General features: G+C 70.8%; 13 protein-coding genes. 7 read left to right on the plus strand and 6 right to left on the minus strand.

Annotation, left to right across the window (positions count from 1 at the left end; all coding sequences use genetic code 11):
• The first annotated feature begins 4 nt into the window (after positions 1-4).
• Positions 5-286 (plus strand): type II toxin-antitoxin system Phd/YefM family antitoxin, encoded by a 282-nt coding sequence (locus CUT39_RS19350; RefSeq protein WP_157930844.1) that lies wholly within the window; start codon positions 5-7, stop codon positions 284-286.
• Entirely contained in the window at positions 283-558 is a 276-nt protein-coding gene (locus CUT39_RS19355) for a type II toxin-antitoxin system RelE family toxin (protein ID WP_100449098.1), read from the plus strand. Before CUT39_RS19350 ends, CUT39_RS19355 begins: the two co-directional genes overlap by 4 nt.
• A 61-nt stretch (positions 559-619) precedes the next feature.
• Here the strand turns inward: CUT39_RS19355 and tnpA are convergent, their stop codons facing one another.
• The gene (gene tnpA, locus CUT39_RS19360; protein ID WP_232805837.1) at positions 620-976 is read right to left on the minus strand and encodes an IS200/IS605 family transposase; all 357 of its coding nucleotides are present in this window, start codon (positions 974-976) and stop codon (positions 620-622) included.
• A gap of 90 nt (positions 977-1,066) precedes the next feature.
• On the opposite strand from tnpA, the gene CUT39_RS19365 reads away from it, so the two are divergent.
• Positions 1,067-2,194, plus strand: a complete 1,128-nt coding sequence (locus CUT39_RS19365) for an RNA-guided endonuclease InsQ/TnpB family protein (RefSeq protein WP_100449099.1) — start codon at positions 1,067-1,069, stop codon at positions 2,192-2,194.
• Positions 2,195-2,635: 441 nt separating this feature from the next.
• On the opposite strand, the gene CUT39_RS19370 is transcribed toward CUT39_RS19365, so the two are convergent.
• From CUT39_RS19370 to CUT39_RS19390, 5 genes are all read right to left on the minus strand, one after another.
• A complete protein-coding gene (locus CUT39_RS19370; RefSeq protein ID WP_100449100.1) occupies positions 2,636-3,112 on the minus strand; it encodes an Rv0361 family membrane protein in 477 nt (158 codons plus the stop codon).
• 141 nt (positions 3,113-3,253) lie between these two features.
• Complete coding sequence (locus CUT39_RS19375; RefSeq protein ID WP_100449101.1) at positions 3,254-6,295, minus strand: ATP-dependent DNA helicase; 3,042 nt, start codon at positions 6,293-6,295, stop codon at positions 3,254-3,256.
• Positions 6,288-9,380 (minus strand): ATP-dependent helicase, encoded by a 3,093-nt coding sequence (locus tag CUT39_RS19380; RefSeq protein ID WP_198587288.1) that lies wholly within the window; start codon positions 9,378-9,380, stop codon positions 6,288-6,290. Before CUT39_RS19380 ends, CUT39_RS19375 begins: the two co-directional genes overlap by 8 nt.
• Positions 9,381-9,491: 111 nt before the next feature.
• Complete coding sequence (locus tag CUT39_RS19385) at positions 9,492-11,150, minus strand: ABC transporter permease (protein WP_157930845.1); 1,659 nt, start codon at positions 11,148-11,150, stop codon at positions 9,492-9,494.
• Positions 11,143-12,063 carry an ABC transporter ATP-binding protein gene (locus tag CUT39_RS19390; RefSeq protein WP_100449104.1) on the minus strand — a complete coding sequence of 307 codons (921 nt, stop codon included), beginning with the start codon at positions 12,061-12,063 and terminating at the stop codon, positions 11,143-11,145. Before CUT39_RS19390 ends, CUT39_RS19385 begins: the two co-directional genes overlap by 8 nt.
• An 84-nt stretch (positions 12,064-12,147) precedes the next feature.
• Here CUT39_RS19390 and CUT39_RS19395 point away from each other — a divergent pair, with 84 nt between their 5' ends.
• The 4 genes from CUT39_RS19395 (at position 12,148) to rplK (ending at position 14,631) form a co-directional block, all read left to right on the plus strand.
• Positions 12,148-12,684, plus strand: a complete 537-nt coding sequence (locus CUT39_RS19395) for a GbsR/MarR family transcriptional regulator (RefSeq protein WP_100449105.1) — start codon at positions 12,148-12,150, stop codon at positions 12,682-12,684.
• A gap of 13 nt (positions 12,685-12,697) precedes the next feature.
• Positions 12,698-13,066: a preprotein translocase subunit SecE gene (gene secE / locus CUT39_RS19400; protein WP_198587289.1), complete on the plus strand. Its 369-nt coding sequence runs from the start codon at positions 12,698-12,700 to the stop codon at positions 13,064-13,066.
• A 192-nt stretch (positions 13,067-13,258) separates the two neighbouring features.
• Positions 13,259-14,011: a transcription termination/antitermination protein NusG gene (gene nusG / locus CUT39_RS19405; protein WP_232805831.1), complete on the plus strand. Its 753-nt coding sequence runs from the start codon at positions 13,259-13,261 to the stop codon at positions 14,009-14,011.
• Between the two features lie 191 nt (positions 14,012-14,202).
• Positions 14,203-14,631, plus strand: a complete 429-nt coding sequence (rplK, locus tag CUT39_RS19410; RefSeq protein ID WP_100449107.1) for a 50S ribosomal protein L11 — start codon at positions 14,203-14,205, stop codon at positions 14,629-14,631.
• The last annotated feature ends 24 nt before the right edge of the window (positions 14,632-14,655 follow it).

Genomic DNA, 14,655 nt, shown 5'->3' on the forward strand with positions numbered 1-14,655 from the left:
GATCATGGATGAGGCAACCGGGGAGATGTCGGTGAGCGAGTTTCGCGCTCATCTCGCTGAAGTGCTGAACGAGACCGCTTATTCCGGCTCGCGCACCTACATCACCCGGGCCGGGAAACGGGTCGCCGCGATCGTCCCGTTCGATGAGGCCGAGATGCTGGAGGCCGCCGAAGACGAGTACCTGAATCGTCTGGCGGACGAGGCCAAACAGAGCTCGACGCCTCATCGGCCGTTTGCCGAACTGGTCGCCGAACTCGCCGTCGAGGACGGCGGAGAAGTCGCGTGACCGAGGAGCGGTATCGGATCGTCGTCAGTGACGACGCTGAGAAGCAGCTTCGCAAGCTCGACAAGCCGGTGCAGAAACGAGTCATGCTCGCTATCGGCAGGCTCGAGGAGGATCCGCGTCCGGCGGGAGCCAAGAAGCTGAAGGCTCGTGAGAACCGATGGCGCATCCGCGTCGGCGACCGGCGGGTCGTCTACGAGATCGAGGATGATCGACTGGTCGTCCTGGTGATAGCCATCGGTCACCGCAGCGATGTGTACCGTGCCAAGCGGTAGCCCCGCTGCTTACCGTGCTTTGGTGTGGAAGCCCTGTCCTTCAGGGCGGGGATGAAGCGCTCTACCGCTGTGCGGGGCGTTGCCGCTGCTCGAGGTACTGGCCGATGATCGATAGGGGCGCGCCACCGCGGGAGGCGGCGAAGTACGACGGGGACCAGAAGTGCCCGTGCATGATCGCCCGGTTGACCCGGCCGGTGAACTCATACCGGAGTCGGCGCGCCGAGACGCCCTTGAGCGAGCCCGTCGGCGTGGAGACCGGCACTTTCGGCGGGTGGCCGACCGGCAGGTGGACGTGGTCGCGCTCGCCGTTGGACTCGGCCGACTCGGCCTCGTGGTCCTCGCCGACCCGCGCATGGCGCGTTCGCTGTCGTCGGGTAGGGCCTGATCGAAGGCCTCCGTGCCGGTGCCCGGTCTCGATGACCGGGGGGTGTCGGTATCGCCGGGATCACAGGCCTGCGGTGGCCGTGCCTGCCGCCCTCGGCCGCTGGCCGGTGGCAGGGTGTGGCTGATGCAGTTGCGCTACAACTATCGAGCCTACCCGGATGGGGGCCAGCGGTCGGCGCTGGCCCGTGCGTTCGGGTGCGCCCGCGTAGTGTGGAACGACTGCCTGCGCGCCCGCAAGGAAGCGCACGCGGCCGGGGAGGCGTACGTGTCCTCGGCGGAGTTGTCGAGGACCTACCTCACCGCCGCCAAGCAGACGCCGGAGCGGGCCTGGCTGGCCGAAGTCAGCGCGGTGGTGCTTCAGCAGTCCCTGCGGGACCTGGAGGCCGCCTACCAGGCCTTCTTCGGCTCGGTCAATGGCAAACGCAAGGGCCCCAAGGTAGGGCCGCCGCGGTGCAAGTCCCGCAAGGACGCCCGCCAGTCGATCCGGCTCAACACCAACGCCTTCGCCGTCCGCCAGGGCGGCCGGGTGTACCTGGCCAAGATCGGCGAGGTCAAGGTGGCCTGGTCCCGCGAGCTCCCGGCCGCGCCCTCCAGCGTGACCGTGATCAAGGACGCGGCCGGGCGGTACTTCCTGTCGTTCGTGGTCCAGACCGGCCCCGAGCCGCCGCCCGATACCGACCAGCAGGCCGGTGAACCGATCGGTATCGACCTGGGCCTGACCGCGTTCGCGGTCACCAGCTCGGGCAAGCGGATCGACAACCCGCGGTTCCTGCGCCGCGCCGAACGCCGACTCAAACGCCTCCAGCGGGCGCTCTCCCGCAAGCAGCAAGGCTCGAAGAATCGGGCCAAGGCCCGCGCGGCGCTGGCCCGGCAGCACGCCAAGGTCGCCGATACCCGGCGCGACTGGCACCACCAGGTCTCGACGCAGCTCATCCGCGACAGCCAAGCGGTGTACGTCGAAGACCTCGCGGTGCGCGGTCTGGCCCGGACCCGGCTGGCCAAGAGCGTGCACGATGCCGGATGGTCGGCGTTCGTGCATATGCTCGAGTACAAGGCCGCCCGGTACGGACGCGCCTTCGCGAAGGTCGACCGGTGGCTGCCATCGAGTCAGACGTGCTCGGCCTGCGGGGCGAAGGACGGACCCAAGCCGCTCAGCGTCCGCGAATGGACCTGCACCGCCTGCGGGGCGTGCCATGACCGCGACATCAACGCCGCGAACAACATCCTGGCCGCCGGGCAGGCGGACAGGTAAAACGCCCGTGGACCGCTGGTAAGACCCGGGAGGCCGGGCGCAGCGGGTCGAAGCGGGAACCCACCGAGACCCGCAGCCTCGCGGGTGGTAGGAATCCTCGGCCTTCAGGCCGGGGAGGAAGTCAACGGTCCGAGACCTCTATCCGGCCACCTCATTCGGCCAGGCGCCTGAGCGGTTCCTCGTTTTCCGCACAGATTCGCCGTGCGACGGTGTCGACCTCCCGCGAGCGCTCGTAGGCATCGCGCAGGCACTCCCGAACGAGATCCTGTCGAGATCAGCCGCGTACGGCGGCCTGCGCCGCCGACCATTCGGCGACGTCGTCGGCAAGCTCAACGGCCAGTATCACCATGGCCTTCATGATCGGTCACGGTCGATCGGTTCGCAACGCGAAAACGGGTCCGGACGCCGGAGGCGTCCGGACCCGCAACCGTTCCGAGCGGCCTACACGCCGAGGCCGCCGCAGATCTTCCACTCGTCTTCTTCCTTGACGAGGTCGACGGTCGAATCGGTGGTCTCGCCGTTCTCGGTCACCTCGAGTTCGACGGTCGCGGAGTCGCCGTCCTCGGTCACCTCACCGATCTCGTACGACCAGTCCTCGGGGATCTCGAACTCGTCGGCCGCACTGTCCAGCGCCATCTCGCGCTCTTCGTCGGACATTTCGGCGGCCATGTCGGCCATCTCCTGAATGTCCGAGACATCCTGCTCGCAGAAGTACTCCTCGGTGATCGAGGTGAGCTCGTCGAAGTCGCCCTCGGAGAAGGAGGTCGCGAAGTCCTCCACGCCGTTGTCGAAGAAGTTCTCGACCGCGCCCTCCGGCGTGTCGGTGCCTCCGCCGCAGGCGGCGAGGGCGAGAGTCAGGGCGAAGCCGCCGCCCACCACGGCGGTGAGCCGGGTGCCGAGCTTGCTGTGAATGCTCATGGGTTCCTATCGATCGGTAAGGGGAATCGTTGCAGTCCCTCGAATCGGAGCGCATCGCCGTCGGGTCCGCCGACCGCTCGGGGACGCGGCGACTCTAGCACCGCCGCGCAAACCGCCGGTGCCTTGCGGGAGAACCGTCGGCTAAGAAGGGTCCGGCCGCCACGTACGGTCCTCGGACACGTAGTAGAACGCGGTGTGGACCCGGTCCTCCGGGACGCCCTTGAGTCTCGCCCACGCCTTCCGGTACACCTCGAGCTGGAGCGCCGCCCGGTCGGCCGCCTCCCCCTCCGGCGGGCGCCCGGTCTTCCAGTCCACGATGTCCCATCCGCCGTCGCCGCGGGCGAACACCGCGTCGATGCGGCCGCGCACCACCGTGCCCTCGTAGTCGAGCACGAACGGCACCTCCTGAGCCACCGCGCTCCGGCGGGCCCACTCGGAGTTCCGGAACGTCTCCCTGAGACGTTCCAGGTCACGGTCGCTCACCGCCTCGTCGGCGGCGCCCGGCAGGTCATCGGGGTCGAACAGCGCCCCGCCGCCGTAGAACTCCTCCACCCACGCGTGGAACTCCGTGCCCCGCCGGGTGCCGAGCCCCGGCGGCCGCGGCATCGGCCTGCGCCTGGCCGAGGCGAACTCCGCCTCGTCGGCGCGCATCGCCATCAATTGCGAGGTCGACAGGCGCTGCGGCCGCGGCAGCCGGATCACGCCCGACTCGCGTTCGTCGCGCTCGGCCAGCAGCAACTCGGCCTCCTCGGCCCACTCGCGGGCCTGCGGAGTCCCACTCGGCTCGCCGGAGGCCAAGACCAGTTCGGCCGCCGCCGCGAACGCCTCCTGGCGCGAGCCCAGCGGCGCCTGACGCGGCCACTGCGCGGTCAGGCCCTCCTCCTCCAGCGGGTTCGATCCCCCCGGCTCGGCCCAGACCGCCACCGCCGCCCCCGCGGCCCGGGCCTCCTCCAGATACGGGGCCGGTCGGTGCGGCTTACCGCTCTCGGCGTCCCACCAGTACCCGCTCGCCACCAGGTGCCGCCTGGCTCTGGTGAGCGCCACGTACGCCAGCCGCCGCTCCTCGTTCAGCCGCGCCTCCCGGTCGGCGGCCTTGAACGCCTTCAGCGCTTCCTTGACCTCCTTGGGATCGCGGGCGTCGGCCAGGCGCAGCACCGGCAGGTTGTCCGCGTCGCCCCGCAGCGGATACGGCAGGCGGGACGGGTCGGTCGTCCAAGTGGGACCCGAACCGCCGCCGGGGAGGACGCCCTCGCACAGGCCCGGCACCGCGACCACGTCCCACTCCAGGCCCTTCGCGGCGTGCACGGTCATCAGTTGGACGACCCCGCCGGCGGTGCTCGCCCCCTCGACGACCAGCCCGCGCTCGCGTTCGGTGGCCGACTCCAGATAGGACAGGAACCCCGGGACGCTCGCAGCGCTCGTGTCGTTCTCGTAGGACGCCGCGATGTCGGTGAACTCGTCCAGGTTCGACAGGTCGCCCCGGTGCAGCATGACCTCGACGTCCAGGCCCGTCTTGGCGACCACGTCGCCGACCACGTCCGGCAGGCTCTGCCCCAGCCGGCCGCGGATCCAGGTCAGCTCCTCGTGGATCTGCCCGAACCGCAGGCGGCCCAGCGCCGAGTAGCGCTCCGCCCCGCCCGGGTCGGCCAGCGCGTCCGCCAGGGACGCCTCGGCCTCCACACCCGCGTCCGGTTCGAAGCCCCGCACGTCCGGGGCCAGCTCCCGGGCCCGGCCCCACAGTGCGCCGAGGTCGCGCGGCCCGATCCGCCAGCGGGCGCCGGTCAGCAGCCGCAGCAGCGCCGGGCCGTCGGACGGGTCCGCCGCGGCCCGCAGCATCGCCACGACCTCGGCCACCTCCGGGTAGTACAGCAGCCCCAGCGAGCCGACCACCTGCACCGGCAGCCCGGCCGCCGTCAGCGCCCGATGCAGCGCGGGGAGCTGGCGGCGCTTGCGCACCAGGACCGCGGCCGTCTCGGTCCCGTCCGGATCCCAGTCCTCGGCCAGCCGCGAAGCCAGCCAGGCGGCCTCCTCGTCGGCGGTCAGGTGCATCGCCGCGTCGACCCGGCCGGCGCCCTCGATCCCGGCGACCAGCGGTGACACGGTGCCGGCCCGCAGCGGCGCCGAGACGGTGTTGGCGACCTCGAGGATCGCCGAGCGGTTGCGCCACGACTTGGTCAGTTCGACCTGCACGGCCTCGGTGCCCGCGCGGTCGGGGAAGTCGGTGCGGAACCGCTGGAGGGTCCCGGCCGAGGCCCCGCGCCAGGAGTAGATCGACTGGTTCGGGTCGCCCACGGCCGTCACCGGGTGGCCGCCTCCGAACAGGTCGCGCAGCAGCGTCACCTGCGAATGCGAGGTGTCCTGGTACTCGTCGAGGAGCACCGCCCGCCAGCGGTCGCGCTCGGTCGCGGCGATCTCGGGCGAGAGCGCGACCAGTTCGGCCGCCAGGGAGAGCTGGTCGGCGAAGTCCATGACGCCCCGCTCGCGCTTGCGCCGCCGCCAGGACTCCGCCAGCGGCAGGAGCTGGTCGTGCTTGCGCAGCAACGAGACCAGCGCCCGGAACTCCTCGTTGTCGCGGGCGGCCCGGCGCTGTTCGAGGTCGTCGGCGAGCCGCCGGTCGAACCTGCGCAGGTCGTCGCCGCCGCGCAGGTGCTCGGACAGCTCGCCGGAGAGGCGTAGCACCAGTTCGGTGACTCTGTCGATGCCGACGTCGAATTCGGTCATCTCACCGTCCCAGGCCGTTACCAGGTCCCGCGCCAGTTGCCAGCGCCCGGTCTCGGTCACCACCCGCGTGTTCGGCTCCACGCCGATCCGGATCCCGTGCTCGGAGACCAGGCTCGCCGCGTAGGCGTTGTAGGTCGACACGGTCGGCTCGCCGTGCAGTTCGGACAGTTCGGGGAGGCCCTCGGCGAGTCTGCGGAGCTTCTGGCGGATGCGCGAGGACAGTTCGGCGGCGGCCTTGCGGGTGAAGGTCAGTCCCAGGATGTGCTCGGGGCGCACCACCCGGTTCGCGATCAGCCATACCACCCGGTCGGCCATCGTCGTGGTCTTGCCCGAGCCCGCGCCGGCCACGACCAGCAGCGGGTCGCCGCCGGCCTCGATCACCGCCTCCTGCTGCGGGGTGGGGGTCGGCTCGCCGAGCCGGTTCGCCAGCCCCACGGCGCTGTACGGGTGGTCCTTACTCATCGGTGACCTGCCGTCCCTGTTCGGCGATGGGGCAGCAGTTCTTGACCGAGCAGGTGGCGCACTGCGAGGAGTGCCGGGCCTCGAAGCTCGGCCCGCTCATCTGCCTGGCGGTGTCGTCGACCGCCTCCCGCGCCCAGTCCGGGTTCTCGGCCTCGCCCAGCGGGCCCTGCCGCAGCGACTTGACCGACCGCTTGTTCTCCACGCTCGGGTAGACCAGTTCGGCTCCGCCCGATTCCGAGCCCTCCTCGAACGCGCCCTCGGCGACGGCGAGCTGGTAGGCGCCCATCTGCGGGTTCTCCTCGACCTCCCGTCGGGTCGGGGTGTGCTTGCCGGTCTTGAGGTCGACGACGTAGACCCGGCCGGTCTCGTCGCGTTCGAGCCGGTCGACCTGGCCGGACATCACCACCTCGACCCCCGGGGGGCCGAGCTCGAGCTTGACGCGGAACGACCGCTCGGCGCCGAGCAGCTCCCGCTTGTTGGCGCGCAGCCAGTTCGCGAACCGGTCCACGGCCCCGGAGACGCGGCGGCGCTCCTGGGCGGCCTGCCACGGCGCCTCGAACGGCAGCCGGTCGAAGTGCTCGGTCACGACCCGGTCCATCACCTCGGCCGGGTCGGCCTCCGGGGCGGCGACCACCGCCTCGGCCGCGGAGTGCAGGAGCGTCCCCATGTGGCGCGGCAGCAGGTCGCCGTCGTCGCCGCCGTGCGACTCCAGAACCCAGCGCAGCCCGCACTGCCGGGTCTTCTCCACCTGCGACGGCGAGATCCGGATCGTCTCGCCCGCCATGGCCAGGGCGCGCTCGTCGGACAGCTCGGCCAGGCCCCACCAACTCGCCGGGTTCGCGCCCGGCACCCCCGCCTCGGCGAGACGCCGCAACTCCGCGGCCGCCGCCTCGCGGTCGGGGCCGTCCTGGTCGACGACGACCTCCCGCAGACGCGCGACCAGGGATGCCAGGCTCAGCGGCCGGACCCCGCGCGGCGGGGGAACCGGTTCGAGGCCCAGCTCCGTGCAGAACCGGCTGGGCTGCAGGTCGTCGGAATCGACCGAGGTCACCAGCAGCCGCTCCCGCGCCCTCGTGCAGGCCACATAGAACAGTCGGCGCTCCTCGTCGAGCAACTGCGCGACGGCGTCGACGTCGGCCCGGCCGTCGAGGACGTCGACCAGGGCCTCGGCGCCCACGACCGACCCGCGCGGCCGCAGGTTCGGCCACGTACCCTCCTGCGCCCCGGCCACGACCACGAAGTCCCACTGCCGCCCGTGGGCGGCGTGGGCGGTGGTGAGCGTGACCGCATCGCCCAGGTCGGCGCCGACCGAGAGCGAGTCGCCCGGCAGCTCCTGGTGCAGCACGTGCTCGCAGAAGACGTCCACGCCCGCGCCGGGCTGCTTGCGCTCGTAGTCGGAGGCGAGGTCGAACAGGGCGATGACCGCGTCGAGCTCGGCGTCGGCCCGCTGGGCGCGCCGGTCGGACGACAGGGCCCGGCGGCGCAGCCTCTCGCCCATCCCCGAGGCCTCCCACACCGCCCACAGCACCTCGGTGACCCCGCCCGAGCCGCGCGCGGTCTCGAACAGGGCCGACAGCCGCCGGGCCGGCTCGGCCCACGGCTCGTCCGGCAGCGCGGCGACCTCGCCGGGATCGCCGAGGGCCTCGACCAGCAGGTCGGAGGCGGGGGAGAAGTCGTCTGCGGCGACGGCGATGCGCCGCAGCTCCTGGCGCAGCCGCCGCTCGGCGAACGGATCGGCGCCGCCGAACGCCGAATGGAGCAGCCCGGCGGCGGCCGACTCGTCGAGCCGGTCCGTGTCGCGTCCGATGAGGATGATGCGGAGCAGGTCCCGCACCGTCGGATGCGCCGGCAGCGGCAGGTCGTCGGCGGCCTGCCTGGTGGGCACGCCCGCGTGCTGCATCGCCCGGCGCAACTGCGGGATCGACGAGGCCGACTTGACCATCACGGCCATGTCGCCGTAGGCGACACCGTCGAGCAGATGCGCCCGGCGGGCGGTGTCGGCGATGAACGTGGCCTCGCGGGTCGGCGACGGCACGAAGCACACCGCGGCCGAACCAGCCGATTCGGAGTCGGTGCCGCGCCTGCGGTCCCGGTCCGGACCCCGCAGCCGCCGCGACAGCGCCACCGTGGCCTCCAGCGGCGCGAGCGCCACCGAATGCGTGTCGGACAGCCGCACCGTCGGCGCCTCGTCGCCGGTGATCGTGGGGAACCGGTCGGGGAAGTGCCGGACGATCTCCGGATCCCCGCCCTGATAGCCGAACACGGCCTCGTCGGGGCAGGCGGCCGCCACCAGGTTCGCCCCGCCGCCCGCGATCAGTTCGAGCAGCTCGACGTGCGCGGGAGTGGCGTCCTGGAGGTCGTCGACGAACACCCAGGACGGACGCCCGGCCAGGTCGGGCCGGCGGCGCAGCTCCCCGGCCGCCGCGCGCACGATCTCGGCCGAGTCGTACAGGGCGCTGGAGGTCGACTGGACCGCGAGAGTGGTCACGTAGCGGTCGTAGAAGGCGGCGGCGGCCACCCATTCGGGCCGGTCGTGCTCGCGCCCCAGGGAGGCGAGCTTGCGGCCGTCGAGCCCGCGCTCGCCCGAGCGGAGGACCAGGTCGCGGAGCTGCTGGGTGAAGGCGTAGGTGCGGAGGGCCTCGGTCAGCCCCTCGGGCCAGCCGAAGTCCTCGGTGCCGAGCATCGAGCGGATGAGCGTGTCCGCCTCGGGCGCGGTCAGCAGGCGGGGCTCGCCGCGGCCCTCGGCGACCGCGGCGGCCCGCAGGACCGCGAAGGCGAACGCGGGGAAGGTGAAGAGACCGGCCTCGGTGGACGAGAACCGGGAGGTCAGGGAGTTGAGGCGCCCCCGGAGGTAGGCGGTGTCCTGGCGGCGCAGGCCCAGCATCAGGATCGACGCCGGGTCGGCCCCCGCCTCGACCTTGGCCGCCGCGGCCCGGATGAGCGCCTCGGTCTTGCCGGTGCCCGGTCCGCCCCGGACCAGGAGCGGGCCCGAGGCGTGATCGACGATCGCGCACTGCGCCGCATCGAGTTCGAAGTCGAACGGCGCAGCGGGCGGGTCGGTCAGTTCATACCTGAGCTCGGACACGGTCCCCATGGAACCACAGCGAAGCAGGCGGGTCCGACAGTCCGACCCGGACCGGGCCGGCGGCGGCGAGGCGAACGCCGCCGCCGGCCTCGCGGAACGATGGTCCGCCGGCTAGCTGAACTGGAGATCCCGGCGCCGCACTCCCGTGTATCCCAGAGCCGTGAAGGCCGCTGCGATCGCGAACAGCACGATCACCGGCAGCACTTCGACGTCCTGGGCCGGGTAGGCCGAGACGTGTTCGAACGGCGAGAGGTTCACGGCGCCGTCCGGCAGTTCCAGCACCCGCCCGTAGTAGCCCACGATGAAGACGTACACCCACGGCAGCCAGCGCAGCCAGCCCGCACGTGGCAGCCAGGCGAGCGTGGCGTAGGCGAGCGCCACCATCACCCAGACGGCGGGGAGATAGAGCATCGAAGCCAGCAGGATCTTGCCGAAGTAGGAACCGTCGTTCATCGACGCGGCGCCCGTCAGCGCCAGGAAGATCCCGCCGACGATCGTGGCCAGACCGCTGGTGAACAGCGCCGCGGGCAGGTATGAGCCGGGCCATCCGGACCGGCGGATGGGCGCGGCGGCGAGCAGCTCGCCGCGCCCCCCGGTTTCCTCCTTCCGGGCCCGCCCGATGACGAGCAGCCCGAAGATCGTGGCGAAGAAGGCGTCGATCTTGGAGATCGTCGAGGCGAAGTTCTCCGCGTAGTCCGCCCCGCCCTGGTTGATGATCTCCTGTTGCGCCTCAGACAGGCCCGAGAGCATATCCGCGGCACTGCCGATCACCGACCCGTAGGCGGCTCCCAGCAGTGCCATGGTGACCACGGCGGCCCAGGTGAGTCCCCTGGTCAGGCGGAAGGTGAGGCCGCTGATCGAGTGCAGACCCGGCTTGGCCTCGGGGCGGCCCGCACGGGCCGGCATGAGGCCCTGCCCGAAGTCACGCCGGGCGACCAGCGCGAAGGCCCACCAGAACAGCACTGCCGCGACGGCGGCGGCGAAGAGCAACGGCCACCAGCGATGCTCGGGCGTGAACACGAAGGTCACCTGGGCCCAGCCGATCGGCGAGAACCAGACCGTGGCGTTCTCCTGGGCGTTGCCGAGGGCACTTGTCAGCACGGCGAACCCGAGCACGCCGAAGCCCATGCCGTTGGCGGTCGAGGCGTAGCTGCCCAGTTGCGCGGCCGCGGCCGTCACGGCCGCGAAGACGATGCCGATGGCCGTGTAGTTCAGGCCGTACAGCAGCGAGCCTTCCAGGCCGGCGCCCTCCATGCCCCGGACCGACAGCGCCATCAGCAGCCCGAGGGCCACCGCCGCGACGATCGCCAGCAGTATCGCGGCGGCCAGGTCGGCGCGGCGACCGATGGGCTCGGAGCGGATGACCTCCAGCCTGGAGGTCTCCTCGTCCGCCCGGGTCAGGCGCGTGATCAGCAGGATGAACATGACGGCGACGACGGCACCGACCCACAGGACCATCTGGTGGGCGAACATCGCACCGATGCTGGAGGCGTAGACGTCGAGGTACTCGCCGGGTCCGGTCATCGACCGCATCGCCGGAGTATCGATGGTGGTTGCGAACTCGGCCCGTTCGGCTCCGGTCGGGTACAGCTCCGGGAAACCCGCGGCGACCAACCAGTTGAAGCCGACCAGGCCGGCGAACCAGCCGAGCAGGTAGACGCGGGCGCGGCGGAGCTGGAATCGGAGCAGTTTGCCGGTTCCGGCGAGCGTGCCGAGCCGGCCTTCCCGGAGCGCCGAGGGCGCGGCGGCGGTGGTGGCCATGTCAGTCACCGTCGCCGTTCTCGACGCCCTTGGCGGCCAGTTCGTCGCCGTAGTAGCGGAGGAACATCTCCTCCAGCGACGGCGGCTCGCAGGTCAGGCTGGTGATTCCGACGACAGCGAGCTGGGTGAGCACGTCGTCGAGCGCGGTGCCGTCGACGTGGAAGCGCACGTCCAGGCCGTCGGTCTTGAGGTTGTGGACCCCTTCGTGGTCGCCGAGGCCCCGGACCGGGTTCTTGAGGGTCGCGCGGACTTCCGAACGGGAGAGGTGCCGCATGTCGGCGAGCGTTCCCGACTCGACCACGACGCCCTTGCGGATGATGCTGACCTTGTCGCAGAGGGCCTCGACCTCGCTCATGACGTGGCTGGACAGCAGCACCGTCTTGCCCTCGGCGGCGACCTCGCGGACTACCTCGTTGAACACGGCCGCCATGAGCGGGTCGAGCCCGGAGGTGGGCTCGTCGAGCAGGAGCAGGTCGACGTCGGAGGCGAAGGCGGCCACGAGGGCGACCTTCTGGCGGTTGCCCTTGGAGTAGGAGCGGCCCTTCTTGCGGGGGTCGAGATCGAATCGCTCCAGCAGCTCATCGCGCTTTCGCTTGTCGATCCCGCCGCGGAGGCGGCCGAGGACGTCGATCGTCTCGCCGCCGGACAGGCCGGGCCAGAGGGCGACGTCGCCCGGTACGTAGGCCAGTCGCCGGTGCAGTTCGGCGGCGTCGCTCCACGGGTCGGACCCGAAGAGAGCGGCGCCGCCGCCATCGGCGCGGAGCATCCCGAGCAGGATGCGGATGGTGGTGGACTTGCCGGCCCCGTTGGGTCCGAGGAAGCCGTGCGTCTGGCCCTCGGACACCTCGAGGTCGAGCCCGTCGAGCGCGGTGACGTGACCGAAGCGCTTGACGAGCCTCTCGGTGTGAATGACAGCGGTCATAGTTTTTGAGATTACCATACATTTCAAAAATTTGTAAAATGTATGATCGTTGCTGGGACGGGAGCGAACTACGAGGAGGCCGTGATGAGCGACGACGTCGACCGCACCGAAGTGATGAACTACGTGGAGCGCTTCGCCACCATGCTGATCGAGGCCGGGATGCAGCGGATGACCGCGCGCGTGTTCTCCTACATCCTCATCGACGACGCCTCCAGCTACACCGCCGCCGAGCTGTCCGAGGGCATGGGTGTGAGCCTGGCCGCGGTCTCGAACGCCGTCCGGGACCTCGTGACCGGCGGGCTCATCATCAAGAGCCGCCGCCCCGACACCCGCGCCGACGTATACGAGATCCTCGACGACGACATCTGGGGCCGCATCATGCTCGACCGCGTGCCCCTGCTCAAGCGCTACCGGGACCTGGCGCTCTCGGGCCTCGAGGTGCTCCCGCCGGGGGCCGGGCGCGACCGGATGTTCCAGAGCGCGATGTTCTTCGAGTTCGCGTCCGAGGCCTTCAGCGAGATCCGCGAGCGGTGGGACGACTACCGCGAGCGGATGTCCGCAGCCCCCGATTCCGACCGCGGCGAATCCCGCGCGCAGCGGACCGGGCGGCCGGGATCGTAACCTGCGCGGAGGCGTGTCCGTTCCGGTGCGGTATGCTGCGGTCCTGAGCGATCCGCACATGCGGGGCCGACGCACCGACCGAAACCTGGAGGAAGCCGACGTGGCCGACGACACCAGCCGCTCCGACACGACCGCGGGCAAAGGTCGTCCCACGCCCAAGCGCGGCGACGGCAGTGCCGACCGCAACCCCTTCAAGCTGCTCGGCCGCTTCATCCGGGAGGTCATCGAGCAGCTCCGCAAGGTCGTCTACCCGACCCGCCGCCAGCTCATCGTCTACAGCATCGTGGTGCTCATCTTCGTCGCCATCATCATGGCCTACATCGGAGGCCTCGACCTGCTCTTCGGCGACCTGGTCCGCCGCGCCTTCGGCGCCGACTCCTGACCTTCCGGACGTGACCTGCGCCTGTTCCCAGGTGCCTGAGGCCGGAACCGCGACGCGGCGGTTACCCTAGGGGTATAGCGCGCGCCGGCTCTGTCGGCGCGTGCCTGTTAAGAGCGGTGTTCGCCGCGATTCGAGAAAGCAAAGCAACGTGGTTCCCCGTCGCGCGGGGACGAGCCGGAATGAGAGCTAAGCGTGTCTGAGTTCGACGAAGCCTTGAAGAACGACGCCGAGGCGCAGGCCGCCGCGGCGACGGACACGGACGCCGAGGAGAAGGGCGACCTCGAGGCCGAGACCGACGAGACCGAGACCGCAGAGGCCGAGAGCGCCGAGCCCGAAGTCGACCCCGCCGAGGCGCTCCGTGCGAAGCTGCGCTTCGCGCCCGGCGAGTGGTACGTGCTGCACTCCTACGCCGGCTTCGAGAACCGGGTCCGCTCGAACCTCGAGAACCGGATCCAGTCCTTCGACATGGAGGACTACATCTACCAGATCGAGGTCCCCACCCACACCGAAGTCGAGATCAAGAACGGCAAGCGGTCGAAGGTGGAGGCGAAGGTCTTCCCGAGCTATGTGCTGGTCCGCATGGAGATGACGCCCGAGTCGTACTCGGTGGTGCGCAACACTCCGGGCGTGACCGGCTTCGTGGGCGTGGTCGACCGCACCGACCGGCCCAGCCCGCTGCCGCTCGACGAGGTCATCCAGTGGCTGCTGCCGCCCGAGCAGAAGCCCGAGGTCGAGAGCGCCGAGGAGGCCGCTTCGGCCGAGCCCGAGATCAAGGTCGACTTCACCGTCGGAGAGTCGGTCACAGTCGTCGACGGCGCCTTCGCCTCGATGCCGGCCACGATCTCCGAGATCAACGCCGAGCAGCAGAAGCTCAAGGTCCTGGTCTCGATCTTCGGGCGCGAGACCCCGGTGGAGCTCAACTTCAACCAGGTCTCCAAGCTGTAGCCGGGCACCGCCCGCCGCGCCGATGCGGCCGGCGGCTTGATCCGGCTCACTTACTCCGCCGATGAGGCGGGACTCCGGGGCGAGTACCCTGGAGAAGTTGCGTGCCTGCTCCCGGCCTTCGCCAAGGGCGGGCGCGCCGAGTAGAGAACGGGGCGATCGGCCCCGGACAGCCCAGGAAAGAGAAGGACACGATGGCTCCCAAGAAGAAGGCCGTTGTGACGTTCAAGCTGGAACTCGAGGGTGGCCAGGCCACTCCGGCTCCGCCGGTGGGTCCCGCCCTCGGTCAGCACGGCGTCAACATCATGGAGTTCTGCAAGGCCTACAACGCGGCCACCGAGAACCAGCGCGGCGAGATCATCCCCGCCGAGATCACGGTGTACGAGGACCGTTCGTTCACGTTCGACCTCAAGACCCCGCCGGCCGCGAAGCTGCTGCTCAAGGCCGCAGGCGCCGGCAAGGGCTCGGGCGAGCCGCACCGCAGCAAGGTCGGCAAGGTGACCCAGGACCAGGTCCGGGAGATCGCCGGGAAGAAGATGCCCGACCTCAACGCCAACGACCTCGAGTCCGCGGCCAAGATCGTCGCCGGCACCGCCCGCTCCATGGGCATCACCGTCGAATAGACCCGAACTGTGGCAGGGCGAGCG

The organism is Glycomyces xiaoerkulensis, assembly GCF_002798405.1.
GTDB classification, from domain to species: Bacteria; Actinomycetota; Actinomycetes; order Mycobacteriales; family Micromonosporaceae; genus Glycomyces; species Glycomyces xiaoerkulensis.

Bases quoted from the DNA above. Each gene is read 5' to 3' on its own strand.
- CUT39_RS19350 (WP_157930844.1), top strand. From the start codon at position 5: ATGGATGAGGCAACCGGGGAGATGTCGGTGAGCGAGTTTCGCGCTCAT.
- CUT39_RS19365 (WP_100449099.1), top strand. From the start codon at position 1,067: ATGCAGTTGCGCTACAACTATCGAGCCTACCCGGATGGGGGCCAGCGG.
- CUT39_RS19370 (WP_100449100.1), bottom strand. From the start codon at position 3,112: ATGAGCATTCACAGCAAGCTCGGCACCCGGCTCACCGCCGTGGTGGGC.
- CUT39_RS19375 (WP_100449101.1), bottom strand. From the start codon at position 6,295: ATGAGTAAGGACCACCCGTACAGCGCCGTGGGGCTGGCGAACCGGCTC.
- CUT39_RS19390 (WP_100449104.1), bottom strand. From the start codon at position 12,063: ATGACCGCTGTCATTCACACCGAGAGGCTCGTCAAGCGCTTCGGTCAC.
- CUT39_RS19395 (WP_100449105.1), top strand. From the start codon at position 12,148: ATGAGCGACGACGTCGACCGCACCGAAGTGATGAACTACGTGGAGCGC.
- rplK (WP_100449107.1), top strand. From the start codon at position 14,203: ATGGCTCCCAAGAAGAAGGCCGTTGTGACGTTCAAGCTGGAACTCGAG.